The 24,760-nt window shown below is 63.1% G+C and carries 22 protein-coding genes; 11 read left to right on the top strand and 11 right to left on the bottom strand.

Annotated features, from left to right (window positions below):
* Positions 1-500: 500 nt before the first annotated feature.
* Positions 501-1,460 carry a LysR family transcriptional regulator gene (locus FRZ40_RS18565; protein ID WP_147235096.1) on the bottom strand — a complete coding sequence of 320 codons (960 nt, stop codon included), beginning with the start codon at positions 1,458-1,460 and terminating at the stop codon, positions 501-503.
* Between the two features lie 185 nt (positions 1,461-1,645).
* On the bottom strand, positions 1,646-2,698 hold the full coding sequence (locus tag FRZ40_RS18560; protein WP_028367802.1) for an NAD(P)-dependent alcohol dehydrogenase: 1,053 nt from the start codon (positions 2,696-2,698) through the stop codon (positions 1,646-1,648).
* A 377-nt stretch (positions 2,699-3,075) separates the two neighbouring features.
* Here FRZ40_RS18560 and FRZ40_RS18555 point away from each other — a divergent pair, with 377 nt between their 5' ends.
* Complete coding sequence (locus FRZ40_RS18555; protein WP_147235095.1) at positions 3,076-4,062, top strand: AraC family transcriptional regulator; 987 nt, start codon at positions 3,076-3,078, stop codon at positions 4,060-4,062.
* A gap of 40 nt (positions 4,063-4,102) precedes the next feature.
* Here the strand turns inward: FRZ40_RS18555 and FRZ40_RS18550 are convergent, their stop codons facing one another.
* Positions 4,103-4,495: a VOC family protein gene (locus FRZ40_RS18550; protein ID WP_147235094.1), complete on the bottom strand. Its 393-nt coding sequence runs from the start codon at positions 4,493-4,495 to the stop codon at positions 4,103-4,105.
* Between the two features lie 156 nt (positions 4,496-4,651).
* Between FRZ40_RS18550 and FRZ40_RS18545 the strand changes: the two genes are divergently transcribed.
* Entirely contained in the window at positions 4,652-4,966 is a 315-nt protein-coding gene (locus FRZ40_RS18545; protein WP_028367805.1) for a VOC family protein, read from the top strand.
* Positions 4,967-4,996: 30 nt separating this feature from the next.
* Here FRZ40_RS18545 and FRZ40_RS18540 read toward each other — a convergent pair whose 3' ends face one another.
* On the bottom strand, positions 4,997-6,469 hold the full coding sequence (locus FRZ40_RS18540) for a sensor domain-containing diguanylate cyclase (protein WP_147235093.1): 1,473 nt from the start codon (positions 6,467-6,469) through the stop codon (positions 4,997-4,999).
* On the opposite strand from FRZ40_RS18540, the gene FRZ40_RS44090 reads away from it, so the two are divergent.
* Entirely contained in the window at positions 6,468-6,713 is a 246-nt protein-coding gene (locus FRZ40_RS44090) for a hypothetical protein (protein ID WP_158647023.1), read from the top strand. The two genes, FRZ40_RS18540 and FRZ40_RS44090, sit on opposite strands and share 2 nt — an antisense overlap.
* A 675-nt stretch (positions 6,714-7,388) precedes the next feature.
* On the opposite strand, the gene FRZ40_RS18530 is transcribed toward FRZ40_RS44090, so the two are convergent.
* Positions 7,389-8,579 carry a polysaccharide pyruvyl transferase family protein gene (locus FRZ40_RS18530; protein WP_147235091.1) on the bottom strand — a complete coding sequence of 397 codons (1,191 nt, stop codon included), beginning with the start codon at positions 8,577-8,579 and terminating at the stop codon, positions 7,389-7,391.
* Positions 8,580-8,979: 400 nt separating this feature from the next.
* Here FRZ40_RS18530 and FRZ40_RS18525 point away from each other — a divergent pair, with 400 nt between their 5' ends.
* The 3 genes from FRZ40_RS18525 (at position 8,980) to FRZ40_RS18515 (ending at position 10,697) form a co-directional block, all read left to right on the top strand.
* Positions 8,980-9,186: a hypothetical protein gene (locus FRZ40_RS18525; RefSeq protein WP_035544660.1), complete on the top strand. Its 207-nt coding sequence runs from the start codon at positions 8,980-8,982 to the stop codon at positions 9,184-9,186.
* A gap of 319 nt (positions 9,187-9,505) precedes the next feature.
* Positions 9,506-10,327, top strand: coding sequence for an alpha/beta fold hydrolase (locus FRZ40_RS18520; protein ID WP_028371469.1), 822 nt, complete (start codon positions 9,506-9,508; stop codon positions 10,325-10,327).
* Positions 10,328-10,433: 106 nt separating this feature from the next.
* Complete coding sequence (locus FRZ40_RS18515; protein ID WP_028371468.1) at positions 10,434-10,697, top strand: DUF2164 domain-containing protein; 264 nt, start codon at positions 10,434-10,436, stop codon at positions 10,695-10,697.
* 16 nt (positions 10,698-10,713) lie between these two features.
* Here FRZ40_RS18515 and FRZ40_RS18510 read toward each other — a convergent pair whose 3' ends face one another.
* Positions 10,714-11,625, bottom strand: a complete 912-nt coding sequence (locus FRZ40_RS18510; protein ID WP_028371467.1) for a LysR family transcriptional regulator — start codon at positions 11,623-11,625, stop codon at positions 10,714-10,716.
* A gap of 128 nt (positions 11,626-11,753) precedes the next feature.
* On the opposite strand from FRZ40_RS18510, the gene FRZ40_RS18505 reads away from it, so the two are divergent.
* From FRZ40_RS18505 to FRZ40_RS18485, 5 genes are all read left to right on the top strand, one after another.
* Positions 11,754-12,767 (top strand): aldo/keto reductase, encoded by a 1,014-nt coding sequence (locus FRZ40_RS18505; RefSeq protein WP_147235090.1) that lies wholly within the window; start codon positions 11,754-11,756, stop codon positions 12,765-12,767.
* 824 nt (positions 12,768-13,591) lie between these two features.
* The gene (locus tag FRZ40_RS18500; protein WP_147235089.1) at positions 13,592-14,524 is read left to right on the top strand and encodes a 2-hydroxyacid dehydrogenase; all 933 of its coding nucleotides are present in this window, start codon (positions 13,592-13,594) and stop codon (positions 14,522-14,524) included.
* Between the two features lie 27 nt (positions 14,525-14,551).
* Positions 14,552-15,031, top strand: coding sequence for an OsmC family protein (locus tag FRZ40_RS18495; protein WP_147235088.1), 480 nt, complete (start codon positions 14,552-14,554; stop codon positions 15,029-15,031).
* Positions 15,032-15,799: 768 nt separating this feature from the next.
* A complete protein-coding gene (locus FRZ40_RS18490; RefSeq protein WP_147235087.1) occupies positions 15,800-17,134 on the top strand; it encodes a sigma-54-dependent transcriptional regulator in 1,335 nt (444 codons plus the stop codon).
* Between the two features lie 271 nt (positions 17,135-17,405).
* Entirely contained in the window at positions 17,406-18,671 is a 1,266-nt protein-coding gene (locus FRZ40_RS18485; protein WP_147235086.1) for a metallophosphoesterase, read from the top strand.
* A 36-nt stretch (positions 18,672-18,707) separates the two neighbouring features.
* Here FRZ40_RS18485 and FRZ40_RS18480 read toward each other — a convergent pair whose 3' ends face one another.
* From FRZ40_RS18480 to betI, 5 genes are all read right to left on the bottom strand, one after another.
* The gene (locus FRZ40_RS18480; protein ID WP_028369238.1) at positions 18,708-18,911 is read right to left on the bottom strand and encodes a hypothetical protein; all 204 of its coding nucleotides are present in this window, start codon (positions 18,909-18,911) and stop codon (positions 18,708-18,710) included.
* 288 nt (positions 18,912-19,199) lie between these two features.
* The gene (locus FRZ40_RS18475; RefSeq protein ID WP_147235085.1) at positions 19,200-20,624 is read right to left on the bottom strand and encodes an MFS transporter; all 1,425 of its coding nucleotides are present in this window, start codon (positions 20,622-20,624) and stop codon (positions 19,200-19,202) included.
* 158 nt (positions 20,625-20,782) lie between these two features.
* Positions 20,783-22,501, bottom strand: coding sequence for a choline dehydrogenase (betA, locus tag FRZ40_RS18470; RefSeq protein ID WP_147235084.1), 1,719 nt, complete (start codon positions 22,499-22,501; stop codon positions 20,783-20,785).
* 11 nt (positions 22,502-22,512) lie between these two features.
* Complete coding sequence (betB, locus tag FRZ40_RS18465; RefSeq protein WP_147235083.1) at positions 22,513-23,982, bottom strand: betaine-aldehyde dehydrogenase; 1,470 nt, start codon at positions 23,980-23,982, stop codon at positions 22,513-22,515.
* A gap of 44 nt (positions 23,983-24,026) precedes the next feature.
* On the bottom strand, positions 24,027-24,617 hold the full coding sequence (gene betI, locus FRZ40_RS18460; protein ID WP_028369242.1) for a transcriptional regulator BetI: 591 nt from the start codon (positions 24,615-24,617) through the stop codon (positions 24,027-24,029).
* Positions 24,618-24,760: the final 143 nt, after the last annotated feature.

Below are 24,760 nucleotides of genomic sequence, written 5' to 3'. Positions count from 1 at the left end.
GGACGATACAGCGCAAACGGATGCCGGTCGTTGACCCGTGCGTTCAGGTCGCGCTTGAGTTCGGAGTGACACCCTGCCAGCCGGATGGCCCCGGTTGATCGAAATCGGGCGGCGGCGGAAGCGGCGTGGATGGCGGAGTCAGGCGGTTGCCGATGCCGGACAGCGGCGTATCCGACAAACGGGATCGCTGTCGTGAAGGATCGAGAGCCCGGTAGGTTCGGGAGTCCGCATAATAGGTCGTTCGCGCTCCCGTTATGCCGCCCGCGTCCCGATAGCCTTTCGCGTACAGGTTCAACAGTGCCGAAATGGTCGTATCTGTATGACAGGTTATTGCCGTAGCGGGTACGGGATATCGACATGGGTCACCTGAACGATGTGGATTGAGATCGCGCGCTTTTGCGCTGCTGAAAAAGCGCACGGATTCGATCTCACCATGTCGGTCGAAAAACAATGTGATACCTGAATATTGATTGCATGGACGTTTCAAGGCGCGCGATACGTCACGCGGCATACGCGCGCTCGCGCATCAACATCCTCACCCGCGACAAATCCGCCTCGACGTGCCCCTGATGTTCAAACAGTTCAGCGAGCCAGTCGACAAAAGCCCTGACCCGCGGCGACACGCGCCGCCCCTTCACGTAGGCAACCGAAACAGGCATCGGCACAGGCTTCCACTGCGGCAAAACTTCTCGAAGCAAACCCTTTTCGAGCAACGGTTGCGCAGCAATCCTCGCGGGCTGAATCAACCCAAGCCCTTGCAACCCGCAGGTCAGATAAGCATGCTCGTCGCTGACCTTGATGAATCCATCGACCTTCACAGTCAACGGGCTGCCGCCGACGTCGAAATCGAAATCGACAGCACGCCCCGTCAGCGCCGACATGCAATTCACAGCGACATGCCCCGACAGATCGTCGAGACTTTCAGGCATGCCATAACGCTCCAGATAAGCGGGGCTTGCACACGTGACATGCTCCAACGTGCCGAGACGCCTGGCAGCAAGGCCGGAATCCGGCAACTCGCCGAGCTGGATACTGCAATCCACCGCCTCGCCGACGAGATCCACATTGCGATGACTCACGCCAATGGCGAGATCGATCGACGGATAGCGCTCGTGAAAATCATCGAGCGCGGGCAGTACGATCGATGTCGCCACCGCACCCGGCATCTCGACGCGCAAGCGTCCGCTCGGGTTGTCGAGCGTCTGTCGCAGCGTCGCTTCCATCTCGTCGATATCCGCGAGAATTTGCGCGCAGCGGTCGTAATAGGCCGCGCCTTCCGGCGTGAGACTCAGACGCCGCGTGGTGCGCACCAGCAGCGTCGTGCCTAGCAGCGATTCCAGGTTCTGCACAATGGTGGTGGCCGTCGCGCGCGGAATTTCCAGCGACTCCGCTGCGCGGGTAAAGCTGTTGGTATCGACGATACGCATGAACGTGCGCATCGCCTGAATACGGTCGATCACGGAACTCTCCTGTCGAAAACAAACCAGCAGAAAACACCGCGGCGGCCCCGTCCCATGGGGACGGCGCGGCGGCACTGCAAACGCAATGAAGATGCGAGGCGGGAAGCAGGGACAGGCCGCCGTCCTGCGCGGCCTGGAGGGAAGGGGTGAGGCGCGAATCCGGTCCTGTTGGGTCCTGCTGCCCGTTACTTGCGGAGCGAGTCGAGATCGATGACGAAGCGGTACTTCACATCGCTCTTCAACATGCGCTCGTATGCTTCATTGATCTGCTGCATCCGGATCATCTCGATGTCCGAGGTGATGCCATGCTTGCCGCAGAAATCCAGCATTTCCTGCGTCTCGGCAATGCCGCCGATCAGCGAACCCGCCAGACGCCGGCGCTTCATGATCAGGTTGAACACCTGCGGCGACGGATGATCGTGCTCCGGCGCACCCACCAGCGTCAGCGTGCCGTCACGCTTGAGCAGGTTGATGAACGGATTCAGATCGTGCTGCGCCGCGACCGTGTTGACGATCAGATCGAAGCTGTTCGCATGCGCTTCCATCTCCTGCGGGTTCTTCGAGATCACGACTTCGTCGGCGCCGAGACGCTTCGCATCCTCGATCTTCGACACCGACGTCGTGAACAGCACGACATGCGCGCCCATCGCATGCGCGAGCTTCACGCCCATGTGGCCGAGGCCGCCCAGGCCGACAATGCCGACCTTCTTGCCGGGCCCCGCGCCCCACGTGCGCAGCGGCGAATACAGCGTGATGCCCGCGCACAGCAGCGGGGCGACGCCCGCAGGATCGAGGTTCTCCGGCACGCGCAGCACGAAGTCTTCGTCGACGACGAGTTGCGTCGAATAGCCGCCGTACGTCACCGCGCCCGTCTGACGGTCGTTGCCGTTGTACGTGCCGACGAAGCCGTTCTCGCAATACTGCTCGAGGCCTTCCTGGCAGCTCGGGCACGTGCGGCACGAATCGACCAGACAGCCGACGCCGACCAGCTGGCCGACCTTGTACTTCGTCACCTGCGACCCGACATTCGTCACGCGGCCGACGATTTCATGGCCCGGAACGACGGGGTAAATCGTGTTCTTCCATTCATTGCGTGCCTGATGCAGGTCCGAATGACAGACACCGCAAAACAGGACTTCCATCTGTACATCGTGTTCGCGCAGATCGCGACGCTGAAATTCGAACGGCGCGAGTTTCGATTGTGCGTCGGTTGCGGCGAAGGCGTAGGTCGTGGTCATGTGGGCTCCAGCTCGATGATGCAATTGCGCGAGGCGCCGCGCGGCCTGCAGGCGGCCTGCTGATGGCCTGAGAGCGCGGCGAATGAATCTGTCGTGCGCCGTGGCGCGCGGAGTGTCCGTCGTGAGGTCCGTCCGGCGGGCGCCAGGCACGGAAAGCGCGGCGCGTGTGCCTCGTGCGAGGCGATGGACGGGTGTCGCGGACAGGAAGCGGGCTTTGCGACAGGGTTCCCATGTTAGGCATCGGACCCGGCCCAGGGAATACCTGAACGTCTTGAAGGTTTGCCTATTTCTCCTGGTGGCGTACGCGGTAGGACATTTAATGCTAGATTTCAAGCCATATTCTCTGGCGCCACATGGTTCGCCGACTGGATTTCATCATGTCCGACACAAAACATTCACAAGGCGCGCCGCTCGCGGAGCGCAACCCGCAACAGCGCATGGTCGAATTGCTGCGCACGCTTGCGCCCGCCGAGGGCATGACGGATGCGCCGCTCGAAGGCGTCAAGTTCCTGCGCGCGAATCATCCGATGCCGCGCCGCCCGGTGATGTACGAGCCGAGCATCGTCATCGTCTGTCAGGGGCGCAAGCGCGGCTATCTGGGCGATCACTCGTACATCTACGACGCGCAGCAGTATCTGGTGCTGTCCGTGCCGCTGCCTTTCGAATGCGAGACGGAAGCGAGCGTCGACGAGCCCTTTCTGGGCATTTCGATCCGCGTCGATCTGACGATGGTCGCCGAACTGCTGATGCTGCTCAACGAAACGCACGGCACCGTCGACAGCGAGCCGCGCGGCATCTACTCGACGCCGCTCGACCAGCCGCTCGGCGACGCTGTATTGCGTCTGCTCGAAGCGCTGGTGTCGCCGTTCGATGCGCGCATTCTCGCGCCGTCGATCGTGCGCGAGATCTGCTACCGCGTGCTGACGGGCGTGCAGGGCGATGCGATCCGCGCGGCGCTTACGCATCAGCATCACTTCGGGCGTATCGCGAAGGCGCTGCGGCGCATTCACACGGAATACGACGGCGATCTCGACGTCGAGACGCTCGCGCGCGAGTCGGGCATGAGCCTCGCGGTGTTTCATGCGCAGTTCAAGAACGTCACGTCGACTTCGCCGATGCAGTACGTGAAGACCACGCGCCTGCATCACGCGCGTCTGCTGATGGTGCAGGATGGGCTCAACGCAAGCGCGGCAGCGGCGCGCGTCGGTTATGAAAGCGCGTCGCAGTTCAGCCGCGAATTCAAGCGCCTGTTCGGCCTGAGTCCCATCGATGAAGTGAAGCGCATGCGAGGCACGCTCGATCCCGTCGTACCGCCGCCGCAGCGCTCCGTCCTCGCAACGCGCAAGTACGTGACGACGAACTGACCGGGCGCGTCACGCCGTGCGGTCTGCGCTGTCTATGCTGTCACGCAGGGTCGTGGCAGCAGACGCAGAGCTTGTTGCCGTCGGGATCGCGAAAGTACGCGCCGTAGTAGTTCGCGTGATATTCGGGGCGCAGCCCGGGCGGTCCTTCACAAACGGCGCCGTGCGCGAGCGCCGTCGCGTGCACGCGATCGACGGTAGGGCGGTCCGCGGCCAGCAGCGCAGCCATATGCCCGTTGCCCGCGACGGCAGGCTGGCCGTCGAACGGCCTGCCGACGAGGAACAGCGGCCGCGCGACGCCGGGCTTCATCCAGCCCGCCCACGGCCGCTCTTCCTCGCGGAATTTCAACGCGAGCCCCAGTTCGGCGAGTATCGCCGAATAGAACTCAAACGCCCGCTCGAAATCGTTGACACCGATGAACACATGGGAAAGCATCGAATGCGGCTCCTTTCTGAAACGGATGCGGCAAGGCGGGTAATGCTGGTAATGCTGGTAATGCCGATACCAGCATGATCGCTGGTCTGGCTACGTGTGCGAGGCGTGGCTACGATGGTCGGGCTGCACCATCTCAACCTGCTGCGGAGCCCACTCATGAAGCGCTTTCACATCGCACTGGCCGTTGCGAATCTCGACGAATCGATCGACGACTATAGCCGCCGTCTCGGACAGCCGCCCTCGGCTGTCGTGCCGGGGCAATATGCGATGTGGCGCACGGACCTGCTCAACTTCTCGATCAACGAAAAGCCCGGCAAAGCAGGGCAATTGCGGCACGTCGGGTTCGAGGACGATGCGGTCGAAGGTTATTCGAGCAGCATCGACGTGAATGGGCTCGAATGGGAGCTGTTTTCCGCGGCGGAGCAGGACAGGCGCATCGTCGGCACGTACGGCGTGCCCGTGAAGTCCTGAGCATGCCGCGGGCCGCACGAAGAAAACCGCTTACTTTTGCGGACCGGCTGATTCCTGCGACGTGTAGTGCGCGCGCTTTTCCTCGTACATCAGCAGGTCGGCGCGCTGCACGCCCGCTTCGATACGCTCTCCGCGCTGCACCGTCGCCATGCCCATCGAGAAGCTGATGGGGGAGCCCGGATAGAACTGGTTGTTCAGATCGACCAGCTGGCGGATCGTTTCGATCATCGCTGCGCCGCCGCGTTCGTCGGTGCCGGGCAGCAGGATCGCGAACTCGTCGCCGCCGATACGCGCGGCGTTGAAGGGCGTCTCCAGCGCCTTCGCGAGCACTTCGCCGGCGCGGCGCAGCAGCGCGTCGCCGGCTGCGTGGCCGAGCTGATCGTTGACGCGTTTCAGGCCATTGAGATCGGCCATGACGACAGTCACCGGGAACGGGCCCTTGCGTTCCAGCCGGTTCAGTTCGTCGACGTAGAACGAGCGGTTGCGCAGCTTGGTCAGCACGTCGTGCTTGCCTAGGAACTCCAGATACGCTTCGGCTTTCTTGCGCGCGGTGATGTCGGTGAGCGCGACGAGCACGAGATCCCAGCTGCGTTCGTGACCGGGCAGCACGGAGAACTGCAGGTGCACGTGGATCTCGTTGGCTTCGAGCGAATAGTTGAGCACTTCGCGCTGCTGGAAGAGTTTGCCGTCCCACAGGTCGATCAGCTGCTCGCGGAAATGCGGCCGCATGTCGTCGCGGAACACTTCGGGCAGGCGGGCGAGCAGCGTTTTCTTGTCGGGCGCGGCGAACATGTCCAGCGTGTGCTGGTTGACATCGAGCACGTGAATCTCTGCCATGCAGCGCTCGACGAATTCCGGATGCACGTCGGTGAAGGTGCGGAAATCGGTGATGCCGGCGGCGCGCGCTTCGTCGAGCAGACGCTTGACGGCGCTGAAATCCTCGACCCACAGCGACACGGGCGAGTACTCGAACAGCCCGCGCACGTACTGTTCGGCGGTTGTCACGCGATGGCGCGCGCCTTCCAGTTCAGTGATGTCTTCCGTCGACACCAGCACGCGATCCCAGCCGTCCTCGTGGCCCGGCAGAATCTTGCCTTTGAGCAGCACGTCGAGACGTCGGCCGCCGAGCGTGTAGTTGACCGTCTGGCTCGTGAAGTGATCCTGGCCTGCCCAGAGTTGGCACAGCTCTTCGAGGTGGGTTTTCAGCATGTCGTCGCGGAAGACGGTCGACAGGTTATCCGTCAGCGAGCTGAAATCCGCGGCTTCGAATTGTGAGAGCGTTTTCTGGTTGACCTTGATCACGCGGATGCGCCTTGCGCATTCGCCGACGCGTTTGAGGTCGCTGCCGATGTGGGCGCGCAGATCGGTCACGCCTTGTGCTCGCCAGTCTTCGAACAGCGCTTTGACGCCGCTGAAATCTTCGAGCCAGAGCGCCACGGGCGCGAGATCGAACATTTCGGAGTCGTCGGAGGTGGGGCTGCGCGGGCTGGCTGGTGCGGGCATGACGGACGTGTCCAAGGGCGAATGTCTGTGTATTTTACGGTGCCATGGGGCACTGAAGAAAATTGCCTGCGGGGCGCGGGCTTTGCCGGTTTTTTGTTTGTCTGCGACGCAGTCGCCAATTCTGGTTTTTTGCTTTTGGTTTTTTGCTGCGCTGGCATTCGCGGTTTTGGCTTGCGCTGGCATCCGCGGTTTGGGTGGCATCGGCGGTTTGGCTGGCATCCGCGGTTTCGTATCGGTTTGCTAGCGTTGCCCCTGTGCGGGGCGGCACTTACTTTCTTTGCCGCCGCAAAGAAAGTAAGCAAAGAAAGCGGGCTAACACCGCCAGTTCTGGTCATTGCCTGCGGGCCCCCCACGGGTCCCGCACTCCACACGGCATCGCACTGTCTCACGCACGTTGCCAGCGTACTAACTCACGCCTCACCCACTTCACCTTCCCGCGTCACGTTTCGCTTTACCAGAAAGTCCACAGCCGCCCAGGTGGCAAACGGTGTGTAGGCCGTCGCGATGGAAGTGCGCCACTCCGGACCGACAAGCGGGATCGGTGTCGTAGGTGCGCGAACGCGTAAGGTGCGCCAACCTACACACCGTTTGCCACCTGGGCGGCGCAGACGGATCGCTGCCGTTGGCTGGGCTAAGGGTGAGTGGAGAGGGTGATGCGCCTGTTAAAGGCGCTGGCAACGCACATGAAATAGCGCGTTGCCGTGCGGAGTGCGGGACCCGTGGGGGGCCCGCAGGCAAACACAAGGATTGGCGGTGTGAGCGGCTTTCTTTTGCCTACTTTTCTTTGCCGCTGCAAAGAAAAGTAGGTGCCGCCCCGCACAGGGGCGACGCATGAAGTACGGATACGAAATCGCGGATGCCAGCGCAGCAAAAAAGCAAAAAAGCAAATGATGGCGACTGCGTCGCAGACAGAAAACCCTTACCTGCTCAGATGTGAAACTGTCGTTTGAAATGCGCTGCGGCACAGCATGACGAGCCGCGCCGCGGTTTGCTTCAGCCCCTCGATATCGACGGACATCGCGGCATCGATGCCGCTCGCGATCTCGCTCACGCGCACGGCGATGGGCGCGTCCGCGTCTTCCCACGTTTGCGCGAACGCGGTCTGCTTGCAGGGCCGCGCGAAGTCTTCGTCGCGCAGCAGATTGATGCGCGGCAGCCCATACGCCATCGCGACGATCCGGCCATGCAGGCTGCTGCCGAGATAGCCGCGGCTGTGTGCAATCAACGCGCAGATGTCCCAGATATTCAGCGAACGAAATACCTGCACGCAAGGCGCGTGCATTTGCGCCGCCGTGCGCTCCAGACACGACAGATCGTCGTGCCACGGCGCTGCGCCGGCGCGGAACAACACAATGGCGAGACGATGCGCGTCGGCCGTGCGGTCCAGTTGCGCGGCGAGACGCGCGAGCGTGGCGTCGTCGCCGAAATCGGCGCTGAACTGCACGGCGAGATAGCCGTTGGGCGCGGCTTCGCGGAGCGTTGCGAGGGCCTGAGCGTTCGCACGTTCGCGGATCACGTCGCCGAACAGTTCGGCAACCAGCAGCGCGCAATCGGGCGCGAGCCGCGCATCGATGCCCGATCGCGCGAGCAGCGCCTGAGTGTGGAGATCGCGCACGCTGATATCGTCGGTGTGTGCGAGTTTGGCGATCACTTCATCGCGCAACGCGGCCTCGCGAACATCGAGCGCGACGCCGCCCACGGCGTTGAACATCACACGCGCGGCGCACGGCAACTCATTCTTCGACACCACATACGGCACGCGTTCGCTCGTGGCGAGCACGCGTTGCGCCCATCCGGAACGATCGTGCTGCTGCGATGCGATGACCTTCTGCGCGTCGTCAGGCGATTGCAGCATCACGGCGGCTTCCCACGCATCGCAGGCGAGGATCTCTCCGCCGACATGCAGCAGATCGACCGCACGTTCGTGCATCTGCCGCAGCACTTCGACGCGATGACCGCCCTGCGCGCGCAGATCGCGTGCCGCCAGGCCCGCAAAGCGCACGCGGCGGTCCGTTAGCAGGCGCGCGGCGACGTGGGCGAACAGCATGTCGCCGAAGTTGTGCCGGTCGAACGCGCCGAACAGAACGACAGGTAACGGATGCGCCGTCATCGGGCTAATCCGCCATCACGTAGCGCGTGCAACGCGCGCCGCGATCGTCGAGTTGACTTTCGCATATCCATGCCCTACGAATCGAATTAACCGGTCGTCGGTGATATCGGTGCAAAGGTTCATACAAGTCGCCGGATGCTGTTCGGAGGGTACACGCAGTTCGCGGATTGCCAACGTGATCGCGTATCGCGTCGAAGAACGCGAGCGGCACGCGCAATACGACGAAAGCGTGTTTTCCGGCGATGCGTTTCGATACGCTTCGCCGTGAAGCAGGCGACGATCAGTCTGCAGCGCGCCGGCACGCCGGTGCGCCCCTTCGTGCCTCGAAATCGCAACCACCTTGCTGCATGAGAACGGCGCAAGGCGCCAACGCGTCAACGCGGGTTGCAGGGGAAGCATCATGTTTACCTATCTGATCGTCGTCGCCATTTCGGCTTTCGTTCCCTATGTGGCGACGCCTGCCGCCGAAGCGGGCGTCAAGGCTGTCATGTCCCATCACAATGACATGGAGACGGGCGATGCCGATGCCACGTCCACGTCGACGCCCACGCTGGTCGCCGCGCAGGAGCCGCGTGTCGCGAATGCGCAGCCACGGGAAGCGCATTGAAGCGCGAGCGGCGGCGCTCGCCGTCACTGCCGAAGATCGAAGCGGGCACGAAGCGGGCCGCGTGTCCGCTGTGCGCGTGCGTTCGCGGGGACGCGCTGCGCGTGCGCTCGTCCGTTTGCGTCGATAGCCCTTCGTCTGAAGGATGTTTTATCGCGCTGTAACATGGCCGTCGATAATCGAAGGGACAGCCCGGATATTTGCGCGCGCATCGAGTCGAGCGCCTCGATGTTGTGCGTGCCGCTGTCCTGTCGTTGTCCTGCGATCAACCCGCCCGCCGCAGTGCGGCGCAATGTGTCAACACCCAATGGAGCGAAACCGCATGAGTACGATTACCACGAAAGACGGCACGCAGATTTTCTACAAGGATTGGGGTACGGGCCGTCCCGTCGTCTTCTCGCACGGCTGGCCGCTCGACGCGGACGCGTGGGACGCACAGATGTTGTTCCTGCTGCAGAACGGCTTTCGCGTAATCGCGCATGATCGGCGCGGTCATGGCCGCTCGGACCAGCCGTCGAACGGCAACGACATGGACACCTACGCCGACGATCTCGCCGCGCTGCTCGATGCGTTGGATATTCAGGGCGCGACGCTCGTCGGCCATTCGACGGGCGGCGGCGAAGTCGCGCATTACATCGGACGTCATGGCACGAAGCGTGTCGCGAAGGCCGTGCTGATCGGCGCCGTGCCGCCCATCATGCTGAAGACGGAAGCGAATCCGGGCGGGCTGCCGATGGACGTGTTCGACGGCATCCGCAAGGGTGTCGCCGACAACCGCTCGCAGTTCTACAAGGATCTCGCGATGCCTTTCTTCGGCTTCAACCGGCCCAACGCGAAAGTGTCGCAGGGCACGATCGACGCGTTCTGGGCGCAGGGTATGGCGGGCGGCGTGCATGGGCAGTATCTGTGCATCCGCGAGTTCTCCGAAGTCGACTACACGGAAGACCTGAAAAAGATCGACGTGCCGACGCTGATCCTGCACGGCGACGACGACCAGATCGTGCCCATCGACGCAGCCGGCAAGCTGTCCGCGAAGATCGTCAGGAACGCGACGTTCAAGATCTACGAGGGCGGCCCGCACGGCATGTGCGTGACGGAAGCCGACAAGGTCAACGCCGATCTGCTCGCGTTCATCAACAGCTGACCCGCGCACGCCTGTCGAAAGCGGCGCGCCTCTTGCGGGGCGCGCCGCTTTCCTGTTTCATCCGCAGTGCTGCATCGCCCGATGCAGGCAACCGGGATGAACACGCATGGCAATCGAACTGGACAAGGACGTGCGCAACGAAGCGATCGCTTCGCTGCAGCGCTACTTCGCGGAGAACATGGACGAGCCGATCGGCAACATCCAGGCGGGCGCGCTGCTCGGCTTCTTCGTCGAGGAAATCGGGCCTGTGATCTACAACCTTGCGGTGCAGGACGCGCAGGAACGGATGATGGCGCGCGTGTCGGAACTCGACATTGAGTGTCACGAAGACACGTTCGGCTACTGGAAGAAGTACGGCAAGCGGCGCTGAGCCGTGCCCGTGCGCGTCATGCCGCGTCGCGGCTGCGATTGTCGCGCAGCACGAAATCGACGAAGGCGCGCAGCGGCGCGGGCATGTGCTCGCGGCTCGCGTAGTACAGACGTGGCCCCGTGAACGACTGCCACCAGTCATGCAGGATCGGGACGAGCGTGCCGTCGTCGAGCGCGGGGCGCAAAAACTCGTCGAACGAATAGACGATGCCGAGTCCGTCGACGGCCGCGCGCCGCTGGATATCGATAATCGACGCGACGAGCGGCCCGTTCGGCGCGATCCGCACGGTCTCGCTGCCGCGCGTGAACTCCCACACAGCCAGCACGCCGCTTTCGAAGCGATGGCCGATGCACGCGTGCCGCACCAGTTCGTCGGGATGACGCGGTTCGCCGTGCTGCTGCAAATAGGCGGGCGACGCGGCGGCGATCATGCGCTGCATCGGCGGCCCGATGGGGACGGCAATCATGTCGCGCTCGAGGCGCTCGTCGTAACGGATGCCCGCGTCGAAACCGGCTGCCAGGATGTCGATGAAGGTGTCGTTCGACGCCACCTCGACGCTGATGCCCGGATGATCGGCGAGGAAGCGCGACAGCAGCGCGGGCAGGACTTCGCGCGCGACGATCGACGGCACGTTCAGGCGCAGCGTGCCCGTGGGACTGTCGCGGAACACGTTGATCGCATCGAGCGCCGTCGAGATCTCGCCGAACGCCGGCGCGAGCCGTTCGAACAGGCGCTGTCCGGCTTCCGTCGGCGTGACGCTGCGCGTGGTCCGGTTCAGCAGACGCACGCCCAGTTGCTGCTCGAGACGCCGTACGGCCTCGCTCAGCGACGATGCGGACACGCCGCCCGTCGACGCTGCGTTGCGGAAGCCGCGTGCGGCCGTGACGGCGACGAAGGCTTTCAGATCGGCCAGATCGGGTTCGACCATTGTTCGGAATTTCGCACAGGGCATTCGGATTGAGGTGGATTATCGCACGGTCGATTTGCGCGGATACTGCGTCTCAAGCGTCGCGCAGCGCGTTCGACGCATTGGACGAATCCACGGAGAGAACGAACATGAAGCAACTGCGACTTGGCAAGGCGGGCCCGGCGAGTTCGGCGATCGGCCTCGGCTGCATGGGCATGTCGGGCATGTATGGACCGGCCGACCGCGCCGAGAGCATCGCAACGATCCACGCGGCGCTGGAAGCGGGCATGACGCTGTTCGATACGGGCGATTTCTACGGTTCGGGCCACAACGAGATCCTGCTTGGCGAGGCGTTGAGGAGCGCGCCCGCGTCGCGGCGCGACCATGCCATTGTCAGCGTGAAGTTCGGCGCGATGCGCGATCCGGCGGGCGGCTGGACCGCGTACGATGCGCGCCCGGCGGCCGTGAAGAACTTTCTCGCCTATTCGCTGCAGCGGCTCGGCGTCGATCACATCGACATCTATCGTCCGGCGCGGCTCGATCCGAACGTGCCTGTCGAAGACACGGTCGGCGCGATCGCCGAGATGGTGCAGGCGGGCTATGTGCGGCACGTCGGGCTGTCCGAAGTGGGCGCGGCGACGATCCGCAAAGCGGCGGCCGTTACGCCCATCTGCGACCTGCAGATCGAGTACTCGCTGATTTCGCGCGGCATCGAAGACGACATCCTGCCGACGCTGCGCGAACTCGGCATTGGCGTGACGGCGTACGGCGTGCTGTCGCGTGGGCTGATCAGCGGGCACTGGCAGAAGGACGCGGCGGGCAAGGGCGATTTTCGCGCGATGAGCCCGCGATTTCAGGGGGAGAATGTTGAGCGCAATCTTGCGCTGGTCGAAGCGCTTCGCGAGATCGCGGATGGCAAGGGCGTTTCTGTTGCGCAGATCGCGATTGCGTGGGTTGCCGCGCAAGGCGGCGATATCGTGCCGCTTGTCGGCGCGCGGCGGCGCGATCGGCTGGTGGAAGCGCTCGGCGCGCTGGACGTTGGGCTGGATGCGGGGGAGCTCGCTGCCATCGAGCGAGCGGTACCCAAGGGCGCGGCGGCGGGTGAACGGTATGCTGCTGCGCAGATGGCGCATCTTGATAGTGAGAAGCGCAGTGCGCACTGATTTTTGTCTGCGACGCTAGTCGCCATTATTTGGTTTTGGGTTTTGGTTTTGGCTTGCGCTGGCATCCGCGGTTTGCTTCTGGTTTATTAGCGTTGCCCCTGTGCGGGGCGGCACTTACTTTCTTTGCCGCCGCAAAGAAAGTAAGCAAAGAAAGCGGGCTAACCCCGCCAGTTCTGGTAGTTGCCTGCGGGCCCCCCACGGGTCCCGCACTCCAGACGGCAACGCACTGACTTATGCCCGTTGCCAGCGTGCTAACTCACGCCTCACCCGCTTCGCATGCCCGCGTCACGGAACGCGTTACCAGAAAGTCCCCGGCCGCCCAGGTGGCAAACGGTGTGTAGGCCGTCGCGATGGAAGTGCACCACTCCGGACTGAAAAGCGGGATCGGTGTCGTAGGAGCGCCAACACATGCGGTGCGACAAGCTACACACCGTTTGCCACCTGGGCGGCGGTGACGGATTGCCGCCGCTGGCTGTGCTACGGGTGACTGGAGCGGGTGATGCGCCTGTTAAAGGCGCTGGCAACACGCGTGGAAAAGTGAGTTGCCGTCTGGAGTGCGGGACCTGTAGGGGGCCCGCAGGCAAACACAAGGATTGGCGGTGTGAGCGGCTTTCTTTTGCCTACTTTTCTTTGCCGCTGCAAAGAAAAGTAGGTGCCGCCCCGCACAGGGGCGACGCTTGAAGCACCGCTACGAAACCGCGGATGCCAGCCAAACCGCTTATGCCACCCAAACCGCGTATACCACCCAGCAGACCAAAACGCATCGCGCAGCGAACCTTATTGCTACACTCCGCGTTGCCCTCCCACCACATGGCATCGACGTCATGAAACCTTCCCTCCTCGTACTGATTCCCCTCGGCGACGACAGTCGCACCCGCATCGCAGCATCGTTCGATCTCCACTACGCCCCGACCCGCGAAGCGCGCGCAGAAGCCGTCGCAGCGCACGGCGCCAGGATCCGTGCTGTTTTGACCAATGGCACGACGGGTTTGACGTCGGGGGAAATCGTCGCCATGCCTGCACTCGAATTCGTCAGCGCGCTCGGCGCGGGCTACGAAAACATCGCGACGGACCATGCGCGTGCGCGCGGCATCGTGCTCGCGAACGGCGCAGGCACGAATGACGACTGCGTCGCCGATCATGCGATGGCCTTGCTGCTTGCGGTGGTGCGCGACGTGCCGCAACGCGATCGCGCAACACGCGAAGGTGTCTGGCGCGACGCGCTGCCGATGCGTCCTTCCGTGTCGGGCAAACGGCTTGGCATCATCGGCCTCGGCAATATCGGGCAGAAGGTCGCGCGGCGCGCAGCGGGCTTCGATATCGACGTCGCGTATCACAACCGCCAACCGCGCGACGGCGTCGCGTGGCGCTACTTCGGCGACCTGCGCGAACTCGCGCGCTGGAGCGACTATCTCGTCGTTGCAACGCCGGGCGGGTCATCGACGCATCATCTCGTCGATCGGGACGTGCTGGAAGCGCTGGGGCCGAAAGGCTTTCTGGTGAATGTGTCGCGCGGCAGCGTCGTCGATACGCCTGCGCTCGCGCATGCGTTGAGCAGCGGTGCGATCGCGGGCGCGGGACTCGATGTGTGCGAAGGCGAGCCGCACCCGCCGCAGGCGCTGCTCCATCTGACCAACGTCGTGCTTACGCCGCATGTGGCAGGCACGTCGCCGGAAGCCATCACGGCATCCGTCGATAACTTCATCACGAACGCCACGCGTCACTTCGCGGGCGAAGACGTGTTGACACCCATCTGATCATCCACATAGAGGATCTTTGACGTCATGGCCAAACATACGGCGCTGATCGAATGGAGCAGCAACGGTAGCAAGTTCACGGACAACCGCTATAGCCGCGCGCATCAGTGGACGTTCGACGGCGGCGCGGTAATACCCGCATCGAGTTCGCCACACGTCGTGCGCGTGCCGTTCTCCGATCCCGCAGGCGTCGATCCCGAAGAGGCCTACGTCGCCGCGCTGTCGAGTTGCCATATGCTGTGGTTTCTGTCGATCGCGGCGGAGCAGGGCTATGTCGTCACGGCGTATCGCGATGAAGCCGAAGGCACGATGGCAAAGAACGACGCGGGCAAGGAAGTGGTTGCGCGCGTCGTGCTAAAGCCTGCCGTTGCATTTGCAGGCGTGAAAGCGCCCAGCGACGAAGCGCTCGCGCATCTGCATCATCTCGCGCATGACGCCTGTTTTCTCGCCAATTCGGTGAAGACGGTGATCGACGTGGAAGGCAGCTGGAGTTTCGACGCCCTTTGAGACGGGATTGCCGCGACGCAAAACATGACCGGCCAAAAAAATGGCCGACCCGAGGTCGGCCACAAAAGATTCCGGCTTATTCCGAGGGCCATGCTGCCGGAACCTGAGAGAACATCATTGTCACGCAACAACACTGAAGTCTTGCTTAAGTCGCGCGACTCATAAAGAAACATTCGTCACACGATAGCTAAACAATTACGTCTATGCAGTAAGGCTGACTCGCTGCGTCGTTGTGTGCGAATTTGCGTTTTTCGCATCAGCATCCCTTAAGCATTACGCGCTATCATGCCCGCCCCCACATTCCGCCGACACCGGTAAGCACTTCGCCAGCGGCTTGAACCGATTCATGATTACCGGATCCATCTTTTCCGGCTTTGGAATCCAGCCGTAATTTCCTCGTTATATATCCATCGAATGGGAAACAAGTACTGCGCTCGCGGCGTCTCAAATTACCGCTGTGTCCAGTTCGCCACAGTGCTTTTCTACGAATGTAAAGGATCGTTACCCGCGTAACCATGACGCGTTATGCGGCATTCCGGCCGTCTCCCTTCTGTCGCTTTACAGTGGCGGCTCGCGTGCTCGCTGCCGTCTCTCCATTCAAGAATCGGGCAAACGGTGGTTACGTGTAGATGTTTTCAAACGGTAACAACCCGCCGTATTGATGCATCTGCTATTCCGCTACTTTTTAGTCACCGACCGCTGACGTTTAACGGGGGCGTCAGAGTCGGTACCTGTTCGATCAATCGAGGCGGGCTAACCGATCACGTCATGAATCTAAACCTGAAACGGCTCTATCACGTCTGCAATCCCGAGCGCGCATGTCTCGATGGGAATCTTCCGTCGCTGCAATGGCGTATCCGCTGCATAGACATTCGAGACCGGCAGGGCGCTGCCTTGCTTGCGAACGATCGTGCCGCGGGTCTGATCGAATTTCCCTCATTGAACATTCCCGACGATCTGAACGAAGTCGACGAACTCACGCGTTCGAGTGCGGCGATCAGCTGGGTCGCCGTCGTCACCAACGCGCATCTGAACGATCCCGAGATCGGGCGGATCGTGCGTACGCGCTGTGTGAGCTATATCCGCCTGCCCGCAGCAGCCGAAACGATCGCGCAGGAACTCGATCGCGCGTATGAGATGACTGCTGTCGATGCGATCGAGCACAAGGGCGCCAATACGGGAGTGCTGGCGATGATCGGTGCATGCGCTTCGATGAGCGAGGTGCGCGCGGCAATACGGACTGCATCGGAACACGAACGTCCGCTGACGATCGTCGGCGAATCGGGGAGTGGCAAGACGCTGGCGGCTTCGTCGATACATCTTGGTTCGGCGCGCCGCGAAGGGCCGTTCGTCTCGATCGATTGCGCAGCGTACGCGCCCGAGCGCGTGGAGGCGGAAATATTTGGCGTAGAGGAGACTGAAGTCGAAACGGGCAATCAGCGATCCCGCCTGAGCATGGCGGAGGGCGGCTCACTGTATATCGACGGCATCTGCGAACTGCCGCTTGCGGCACAAGAAAGGCTCGCGGATCTGATCGGTGACGGAGCGCGCAACGTGCGCATCATCTGCTCGACACATATCGACTTGCAGCGCGCTGCAGACGAGACCCGTCTGCACGCGCGTCTTTTTGCGTTGCTCTCCCCCGCGACAATTGCCATTCCACCTTTGCGCGAACGCGGCCCGGACATCCGTCTGCTCGCGGCGCATCTGCTGAAGAGCTTCCGTTCCGATTCGCGGCACGGTGTGCAGGGGTTCTCCGTGTGCGCATGGGAAGCGTTCGATACGCACACATGGCCCGGCAACGTGCGAGAAATGATCAACCGTATCCGGCATGCCCTCGTGGCCAGCAATGGTCCGCTGATCACCGCGGAGGATCTGGGCTTCGAGCATGTCGCCAGCACGCCGTTGATGCGGGCATCGGACGAAACCGATGAGATTCCCGAATGGGATGCCGTCGAACTGGCCGTCGCGCGAAATCAGGGACGGCTCGATGCAGCGGCGACGGAATTGCATATTTCGAAGGTGTTGCTCGCGCGCATGCTCGCCTCGAATGCCAGACGGGCCGTGGCGACGCCCGGTGCGATGCGGATGGACTCCGCGTAAGCGGCTGCCAATGCGCCTGTTTGCGCGCCGACATGCACGACCCAGCGACGACCCGGCGACGACCCGGCGCACCGAACGAACGTGCTCACGAACGGTTACACAAACCTTTTTTGTGTAGCACCTTTTCCACTTTCTGCGCGCTATGCTAGGCCATCAACAGTGCAGCGGGCCAGTGCGGCCGTACCTGCCCCGATTTTTTATCTGTTTTATTTGATTTTTTTTCGCGGATTTTTTTCTTCCGTCCAATGCTGTTATTCGTGTGTTCCAAACCATGAGAGAGCCCTATCGCGCCGTTCACCGCTATCCGCGTAACGACTCGGGACGCGACTTCGTCGTCGGGGATATACACGGCTGCTTCGCGCAACTGCGCGCGGAGCTGGAAGCGCGCAACTTCGATCCGCAACGCGACCGGCTGTTCGCGGTCGGCGATCTCGTCGATCGCGGGCCGCAATCGGAGCACCTGCTCGACGTCGTCGAACGGTATGGCATCAGGTCGGTGAAGGGCAATCACGAGGACGTCATCGTGCGCTGGCATGCCGGCGAAGAGCAGGCGTTTTCGCTGCTGAGCAACGGCGGCAACTGGCTGCTCGACCGGGCGGAAGACAGCGAATGGGTGAACGCGATCGCCGCGTACATGGCGTCGCTGCCGTATCTGATCGAGATCGAAACGGAACACGGGCTGGTCGGTATCGTGCATGCCGATTCGCCCGTTTCGGACTGGAACCGGCTGGTCGATGAGATCGAAAAAGAAAAGGCCGACGGCAAGACACGTCGCAAGGCGATCTGGGCACGCACCCGCTGGAAGACCTATCAGCCGCCTCCCGCGCCGTCGCGTAACACCTTGCGCAGCCTGCTCGACAAGGCGAAGCACAGCGTGCGCGCGCAGTCGCATGCGCCGGGACGGATCGGGAACGTGACGGCCGTGATCGTCGGCCATACGCCCGTGGCGGGCGTCACCGCGAAAGACAACGTGATCAACATCGACACGGGTGCGGTCTATGGCGGAAGGCTCACGATCGTCGATCTCGCCGATCTGCCGAAATGGGTCGACGTGTACGCGGGTTCTTCAGCCGCCGATACCGATGCCGTCGAGCAGGCCCGGCGTGAGCCTGTGATGACTGCCACCGCTGCGCGCACCGGCGAGCCGATGTTCGCGGACGACATGGCCAGGGCCGATGTGCCTGAACTGGCTCATCAGCTGTCACATGAGTTGCCGCATGCGCCGTCGCATGAACCGGCACGTGAGTTTGCAGAAAGCCGGGCGGAAATGAACGTACCCGTGATGGCGGATAACGCCGCGCCCGTCGGAGAAGCGGTCGTCGAGCATCCCGCGACGGCGGATATTCCGATCGACGCGAAGCGCACCGGCGTCCAGGACAGCGGCCCGCATCGCGCGTCTGAAGCAAAACCCGTGCGGCAACCGTTGGCTTCGTTCACCGCGAATACGATGCACATCACCGTGCGGATGAGCATGTTCAATGTCGCAAGCGAGCGGCAGCAGGGCGCGAACACCGTAGCTCGCCCGCGTCGACGCTAAGCTGCCTGCCTGCGTGCCATGCGACGGCGACGCCATTCAGCGCGCCGCATCCATCCCAAGTCTTTTAAGCAGATCGCGTCCACGCGCGCTGATCTGCAACGCGGCCACGCCGCCGCGAAGCTCGTGCACTTCGACGAGTTCGTAGTGACGTAAAGCCAGCACATCGGGGTCGAGCGATTCTATACGGCGTTCGCTGCCATTCAGCAGCATGAGCGTCGCGAGTTCGTGAGGGCTCAACATTCGGACACCTCCGTGGACAAGTGAGCGATCAGTGCTGACATGCTAATGGGATGGCGCGACGGTTTGACGACGGACTTCTTTCACCACGTTACGTCGTTACACGTCTGACAGTGGCGAAAGGCGCTGGCTTGCGCGATGGACTCGCGGCGCGCTCGCCAAATGCGCGCATCGACGCCATGACGGCGCGATGCTGACGCGGTAACAGGCTTACGCGAGGGAAAGCCCGTTACAGCAACTGGAAAGGGCGTGGCGCGTTACGCCCGGGTTCGTCGATGCGTATCATGTGTATCAGCGCGCGTCGTCGGCGGTGACGCGCCAGGGGGACGCTTCGTCGTCGACATGGGAGACGAGTGTTTCGAGCGACAGGCCTTTCGTCTCGATTCCGAGCGCCCAAACGGCTAGCGCCGCGACACCGAACGACAGCGCGCCGAGCGTGAACACGCCGCCTTGTCCGAAGATGGGCAGCACCACGCCGACCGCATACGGGCCGATCAGCGACCCGATACGGCCGATCGCCGATGCGAAGCCCGAGCCCGTCGCGCGTGCGCCCGTGCCGTAGAGCTCAGGCGTGTACGTGTAGAGCACGGCCCACATGCCGAACAGGAAGAACTGCATCGCGAGGCCCGTGCAGATCAGCAGCGTCACGCTGTCGGCGTGCAGCGCGGTCTGGCCATACGCGTAAGCCATCACGCCGCCGCCTACCAGCGAAGCGATGCATGTGGGCTTGCGTCCCCAGCGCTCGACGAGCCACGCTGCGCACAGAAAGCCCGGCACGCCGCCCAGCGAAATGAGCACCGTGTATAGCACCGATTTCGTCACGGCAAAGCCCGCCTGCTGCATCAATGCGCCGAGCCACGACGTGAGCCCGTAGAAGCCGAGCAGCGCGAAGAACCACAGCGCCCACACCATGATCGTGCGCTGACGATACGCGGCGCTCCAGATTTCGCGGAACGCACCATGCTTCGACGGCGCGCCAGAATCAGCGAGCAGCGACGGTGCGGGCAGCGACGACAGTCCCTTCGACTTCATGACCTTCGCTTCAATCGAATCGAGCACGGCATCGGCGTGCGCGAGACGTCCGCGATGTTCGAGCCAGCGCGGCGATTCAGGCACGATGCGCCGCACGATCAGCACGAACACGGCGGGAATCGCGAGCAGCGCGAACACGGTGCGCCAGCCGAAGTGGGGCAGCACGAAGAACGACACGCAGCCCGCCGTGATGAAGCCCAGCGGCCAGAAGCCGTCCATCAGCGCGACGAGACGGCCGCGCGAAGCCGTCGGCACGAATTCCGATAGCAGCGTTTGTGCGATGGGGAACTCCATGCCCATGCCGATGCCGAGCAGCACGCGATAGACGATCAGCGAGTCGACGCTTTGCGCCGTCGAGCACAGATACGACGCGACGCCCCACAGCACCATGCTCCATTGAAACACGGGACGCCGCCCGAAGCGGTCCGCGAACAGGCCCGCAACGGCGGCGCCGAGCACCATGCCGAAGAAGCTCGCGCTCGCCACGAGCCCAGCCGTCGCGCTCGACAGACCGAACTCCGTCTTGATCGAGCCGAGCACGAAGGTCATCGTGCCGAGATCGACCGAGTCGAAGAAAAACGCAATCGCGATGATGATGAAGATGGTGCGGTGATAGCCCGAAAACGGCAGGCGTTCGAGCCGCGCGGCAGCGCTGGCTCGTTTGGCGGAAGCGGCGGTCGGCATGGCATCTCCGGTTGGAGGGTGGAAGAAGCCGGCTCCTTTAGCGAAGCCGGTTCGTTCCAGTAGATGCCGCCATTAAACCGTCATATAGAACAGATTCGGCATTGGAATGGTATGTGTGCGTCATCGGCCGTGTCTGTCGCGATGACGCACTCGGCCGCTCAATGCGTATGCGCGGCCATGCTCTGTGAAGGTGCGCGCGCAACGTGCCTGGCGCCGCGTGCCGGTGCGCCGTTCGCCACATAGTAGGGCGCCGTGGAACGCGCGAGCGGCGTGCGTCCGCGAATGCGATCGGCGATCTTCTCAGCGAGCATGATGGTCGGCGCATTCAGGTTGCCCGTGGTGATGCGCGGCATGATCGATGCATCGACCACGCGCAATCCTTCGAGACCATGCACGCGTCCTTCGCCATCGACGACGGCCATCTCGTCGTAACCCATCGCACACGAGCACGAAGGGTGATACGCCGTTTCCGCGCGGGCGCGCACGAATGCGTCGATCTGCGCGTCGGTCTGCAATTCGGCGCCGGGACTCAACTCGCGTCCGCGGAAACGGTCGAGCGCAGGTTGGGCGATGATCTCGCGCGTAATGCGGATCGCGTCGCGAAACTCGCGCCAGTCGAGCGCTTCCGCCATGTAGTTGAAGAGAATCGACGGATGCTCGCGCGGATCGCGCGAGCGCAGCTTCACGCGTCCTCGGCTCGGCGAGCGCATCGAGCCGACGTGCGCCTGGAAGCCGTGCATCTTGATCGCGTTCGTGCCGTTATAGTTGATCGCGACGGGCAGGAAGTGATACTGGATGTTCGGCCACGGATCGTCGTCGCGCGTGCGGATAAAGCCGCCCGCTTCGAAGTGATTGCTCGCGCCAATACCCGTGCCCTTCAACATCCATTCGATGCCGATGGCGGGCTGATTGCGCAGCAGCAGCGCAGGGTAGAGCGACACGGGCTCCTTGCACTCGTACTGCATGTACATCTCGAGGTGATCCTGCAGATTCTGGCCGACGCCGGGCAGGTCGAGCACGACGGGAATGTCGAACTCGCGCAGCCATGCGCCGGGACCGACGCCCGAGCGTTGCAGGATTTGCGGCGAAGCGATCGCGCCGCTGCACAGCAGCACTTCGCGTCGCGCGTGCACCGTAATCTGCGCCTGTCCGTCCAGATACACGACGCCTTGCGCGCGCCTGCCGCTGAAAAGAATGCGGTCGGTGGTCGCGTGCGTGACGATCGTGAGATTGGGACGCGGCTTTGCCTGATCCAGATAGCCGCGCGCGGTGCTTGCGCGGCGGCCGTTGGCCGTCACCGTGCGGTCCATCGGACCGAAGCCTTCCTGCTGGTAGCCGTTCAGGTCGTCGGTACGCGGATAGCCTGCCTGCACGCCTGCTTCGATCATCGCTCCGAAGAGGGGATTCACCCCTGGCTTGCTGGTCGTCACGTGCACGGGACCGTCGCCGCCGTGATAGTCGTTCGGGCCCGCGTCGCGCGTTTCGGCCTTGCGGAAATACGGCAGACAATCCAGATAGGCCCAGTTTTCAAGGCCTTTTCGTTCGGCCCAGCCGTCGTAGTCGAGCGCATTGCCGCGGATATAGCACATGCCGTTGATCAGCGACGAACCGCCCAGACCCTTGCCGCGTCCGCATTCCATGCGCCGGTTGTTCATGAACGGCTCGGGGTCCGTTTCATAGGCCCAGTTATAGCGGCGGCCCTGCAACGGATACGCGAGCGCGGCGGGCATCTGCGTGCGAAAGTCGAAGCGATAGTCAGGACCGCCCGCTTCGAGCAGCAGCACGGTGACGTCGCGGTCTTCCGTCAGGCGCGTGGCGAGCACATTACCCGCCGATCCCGCACCGATGATGATGTAGTCATACTCTTTGGCTGCCATGCTGCGCTCCCTCAAAACACGGGCTGATAGGGGCCCAGTTCGACCTGGATGGACTTGATGCGCGTGTAGTGCTCGAGCGTCGTGATGCCGTTTTCGCGGCCCACGCCCGATTGCTTGTAGCCGCCCACGGGCATTTCCGCAGGCGATTCGCCCCACGTGTTGATCCAGCAGATGCCCGCTTCGAGCCGGTGAATCACACGATGCGCACGCGACAGGTTCTCCGTCACGACGCCCGCTGCGAGACCGTAGATCGTGTCGTTCGCACGCGCGACCACGTCGTCTTCGTCGGCGAACGTGAGAAGGCTCATCACGGGTCCAAAGATTTCTTCGCGCACGATCTTCATGTCGTCGCGGCAATCGGCGAATACGGTCGGCTGTACGTATTGACCGCGCGCGAAATCGCCGTCGACGAGACGTGCGCCGCCCGTCGCGAGCCGCGCGCCTTCGCGCTTGCCGCTTTCGATGTAGCCGAGCACCTTGTCCAGCTGCGCCGCGCTGGCGAGCGGCCCGAAATTGGTCGACGGATCCGACGGCTTGCCGACGCGAATGCGCTTCACGCGCTCGATCACGCGCGCTTCGAAGGCCTGCTGCACCGACTGATGCACGAATACGCGCGTGCCGTTCGTGCACACCTGTCCCGCGCTGAAGAAGTTGGCGGTCACGGCGATATCGGCGGCGCGATCCAGGTCGGCGTCGTCGAACACGATCAGCGGCGACTTGCCGCCGAGTTCCATCGTCACTTCTTTCAACGACGAGCCGCCCGCCACCGACATCACCTTCTTGCCCGTTTCGACGCCGCCCGTGAACGAGATCTTCGCGATGCCGGGATGCGCGCTCAGCATCGCGCCCACGCGTCCGTCGCCCTGCACGACGTTGAACACGCCGGCGGGCACGCCGGCTTCGAGATAGATTTCAGCGAGCTTCGAGGCCGACAGCGGCGTGACTTCGCTCGGCTTGAAGATCATCGCGTTGCCGGCCGCGAGCGCGGGCGCCGACTTCCAGCACGCGATCTGGATCGGATAGTTCCATGCGCCGATACCGGCCGTCACGCCCAGCGGCTCGCGCCGCGTATAGACGAACGATTCGGCGCGCAGCGGAATCTGCTGGCCTTCGATGGCTGTTGCGAGGCCCGCGTAGTACTCGATCACGTCCGCGCCCGTGACGATGTCGACCGCGCGCGTCTCGGCAATCGGCTTGCCCGTGTCGCGCATTTCGAGGTCGGCGAGTTCGTCGTTGCGCTCACGCAGCAATTCGACCGCGCGGCGCAGAATGCGCGAGCGCTGCATCGCCGTCATCGCGGACCACGCGCGCTGGCCTTCGCGGGCTGCTTGCACGGCACGTTCGATGTCGGCTTCGCTTGCCTGCTGGACCGTGGCGAGCAGCTCGCCCGTGGCGGGGTCGAAGGTGTCGAAGGTGGCGCCGCTCGTGGCGTCGACATATTCGCCGCCGATGTAGAGACGTTGCAGGCCGTATGCGGGCATCTGTTTTCTCCTTGAAATGCAGGTGTTTTTCGCAATGCGCGGTGCTACGAGGCGCTTTGTGCGAGCAGCAGGTCGATATAGTCGTTCGCGAGGCGCAGCGCTGCCTTCGTGTCGAACGGATCGCCCGACAACGCGCCGCGCAGCCACAAGCCGTCGATCATCGCGGCAAGGCCGCTGGCCGCGCGCCGCGCCGACGCGCGCGGCAATTCCTTCGCGAACTCGGCGCACAGATTCGAATAGAGCCGCCGCGTATTCACGTGCTGCAAGCGGCGCAGCGCGGGCTCGTGCATGCTCTCGGACCAGAACGCGAGCCATGTCTTCATGACGGGGCCGCTCACCTGCGAGACGTCGAAGTTCGCCGCGACGATCGCACGCAAACGCGCACGCGGCTGCGCTTTCGCTGCGATGCGGCGGCGCGTCGTGGCGGCCCACAGGTCGCGCAGGATATGGCGCATCGTCGCTTCGAGCAGACCGTCCTTGTCGCCGAAATAGTGACTCACGATGCCCGTCGAAATGTTCGCGCGCTGCGCGACGGACGCGAGCGTCGTGCCCGACAGACCGGACTGGTCGATGGTGAGCAAGGTGGCGTCGATCAGTTGCGCGCGACGCACTTCGCGCATTCCGACTTTGGGCATGAAGACTCGCAGCGCTTCCGAAAGTCGTCACTCTAGTCTTTTTTTATTGAACGTTCAATCAACAAAAACCGTCCAGGACGGCTTTGTCGGTTTGAGGAAAGCGCGTGTCGGGTTTTGAACATTGGCGCATGGGGCAAAAGGAC

The organism is Paraburkholderia azotifigens (assembly GCF_007995085.1).
Taxonomy (GTDB): Bacteria; Pseudomonadota; Gammaproteobacteria; order Burkholderiales; family Burkholderiaceae; genus Paraburkholderia; species Paraburkholderia azotifigens.
This window is presented reverse-complemented; position numbering and strand designations above follow the sequence as displayed.

Coding starts and splice junctions, on each gene's coding strand:
- FRZ40_RS18560 (WP_028367802.1), bottom strand. CDS start 2,698: ATGACCACGACCTACGCCTTCGCCGCAACCGACGCACAATCGAAACTC.
- FRZ40_RS18555 (WP_147235095.1), top strand. CDS start 3,076: ATGTCCGACACAAAACATTCACAAGGCGCGCCGCTCGCGGAGCGCAAC.
- FRZ40_RS18550 (WP_147235094.1), bottom strand. CDS start 4,495: ATGCTTTCCCATGTGTTCATCGGTGTCAACGATTTCGAGCGGGCGTTT.
- FRZ40_RS18545 (WP_028367805.1), top strand. CDS start 4,652: ATGAAGCGCTTTCACATCGCACTGGCCGTTGCGAATCTCGACGAATCG.
- FRZ40_RS44090 (WP_158647023.1), top strand. CDS start 6,468: ATGACGGACGTGTCCAAGGGCGAATGTCTGTGTATTTTACGGTGCCAT.
- FRZ40_RS18540 (WP_147235093.1), bottom strand. CDS start 6,469: ATGCCCGCACCAGCCAGCCCGCGCAGCCCCACCTCCGACGACTCCGAA.
- FRZ40_RS18530 (WP_147235091.1), bottom strand. CDS start 8,579: ATGACGGCGCATCCGTTACCTGTCGTTCTGTTCGGCGCGTTCGACCGG.
- FRZ40_RS18525 (WP_035544660.1), top strand. CDS start 8,980: ATGTTTACCTATCTGATCGTCGTCGCCATTTCGGCTTTCGTTCCCTAT.
- FRZ40_RS18520 (WP_028371469.1), top strand. CDS start 9,506: ATGAGTACGATTACCACGAAAGACGGCACGCAGATTTTCTACAAGGAT.
- FRZ40_RS18515 (WP_028371468.1), top strand. CDS start 10,434: ATGGCAATCGAACTGGACAAGGACGTGCGCAACGAAGCGATCGCTTCG.
- FRZ40_RS18510 (WP_028371467.1), bottom strand. CDS start 11,625: ATGGTCGAACCCGATCTGGCCGATCTGAAAGCCTTCGTCGCCGTCACG.
- FRZ40_RS18505 (WP_147235090.1), top strand. CDS start 11,754: ATGAAGCAACTGCGACTTGGCAAGGCGGGCCCGGCGAGTTCGGCGATC.
- FRZ40_RS18500 (WP_147235089.1), top strand. CDS start 13,592: ATGAAACCTTCCCTCCTCGTACTGATTCCCCTCGGCGACGACAGTCGC.
- FRZ40_RS18495 (WP_147235088.1), top strand. CDS start 14,552: ATGGCCAAACATACGGCGCTGATCGAATGGAGCAGCAACGGTAGCAAG.
- FRZ40_RS18490 (WP_147235087.1), top strand. CDS start 15,800: ATGAATCTAAACCTGAAACGGCTCTATCACGTCTGCAATCCCGAGCGC.
- FRZ40_RS18485 (WP_147235086.1), top strand. CDS start 17,406: ATGAGAGAGCCCTATCGCGCCGTTCACCGCTATCCGCGTAACGACTCG.
- FRZ40_RS18480 (WP_028369238.1), bottom strand. CDS start 18,911: ATGTTGAGCCCTCACGAACTCGCGACGCTCATGCTGCTGAATGGCAGC.
- FRZ40_RS18475 (WP_147235085.1), bottom strand. CDS start 20,624: ATGCCGACCGCCGCTTCCGCCAAACGAGCCAGCGCTGCCGCGCGGCTC.
- betA (WP_147235084.1), bottom strand. CDS start 22,501: ATGGCAGCCAAAGAGTATGACTACATCATCATCGGTGCGGGATCGGCG.
- betB (WP_147235083.1), bottom strand. CDS start 23,982: ATGCCCGCATACGGCCTGCAACGTCTCTACATCGGCGGCGAATATGTC.
- betI (WP_028369242.1), bottom strand. CDS start 24,617: ATGCCCAAAGTCGGAATGCGCGAAGTGCGTCGCGCGCAACTGATCGAC.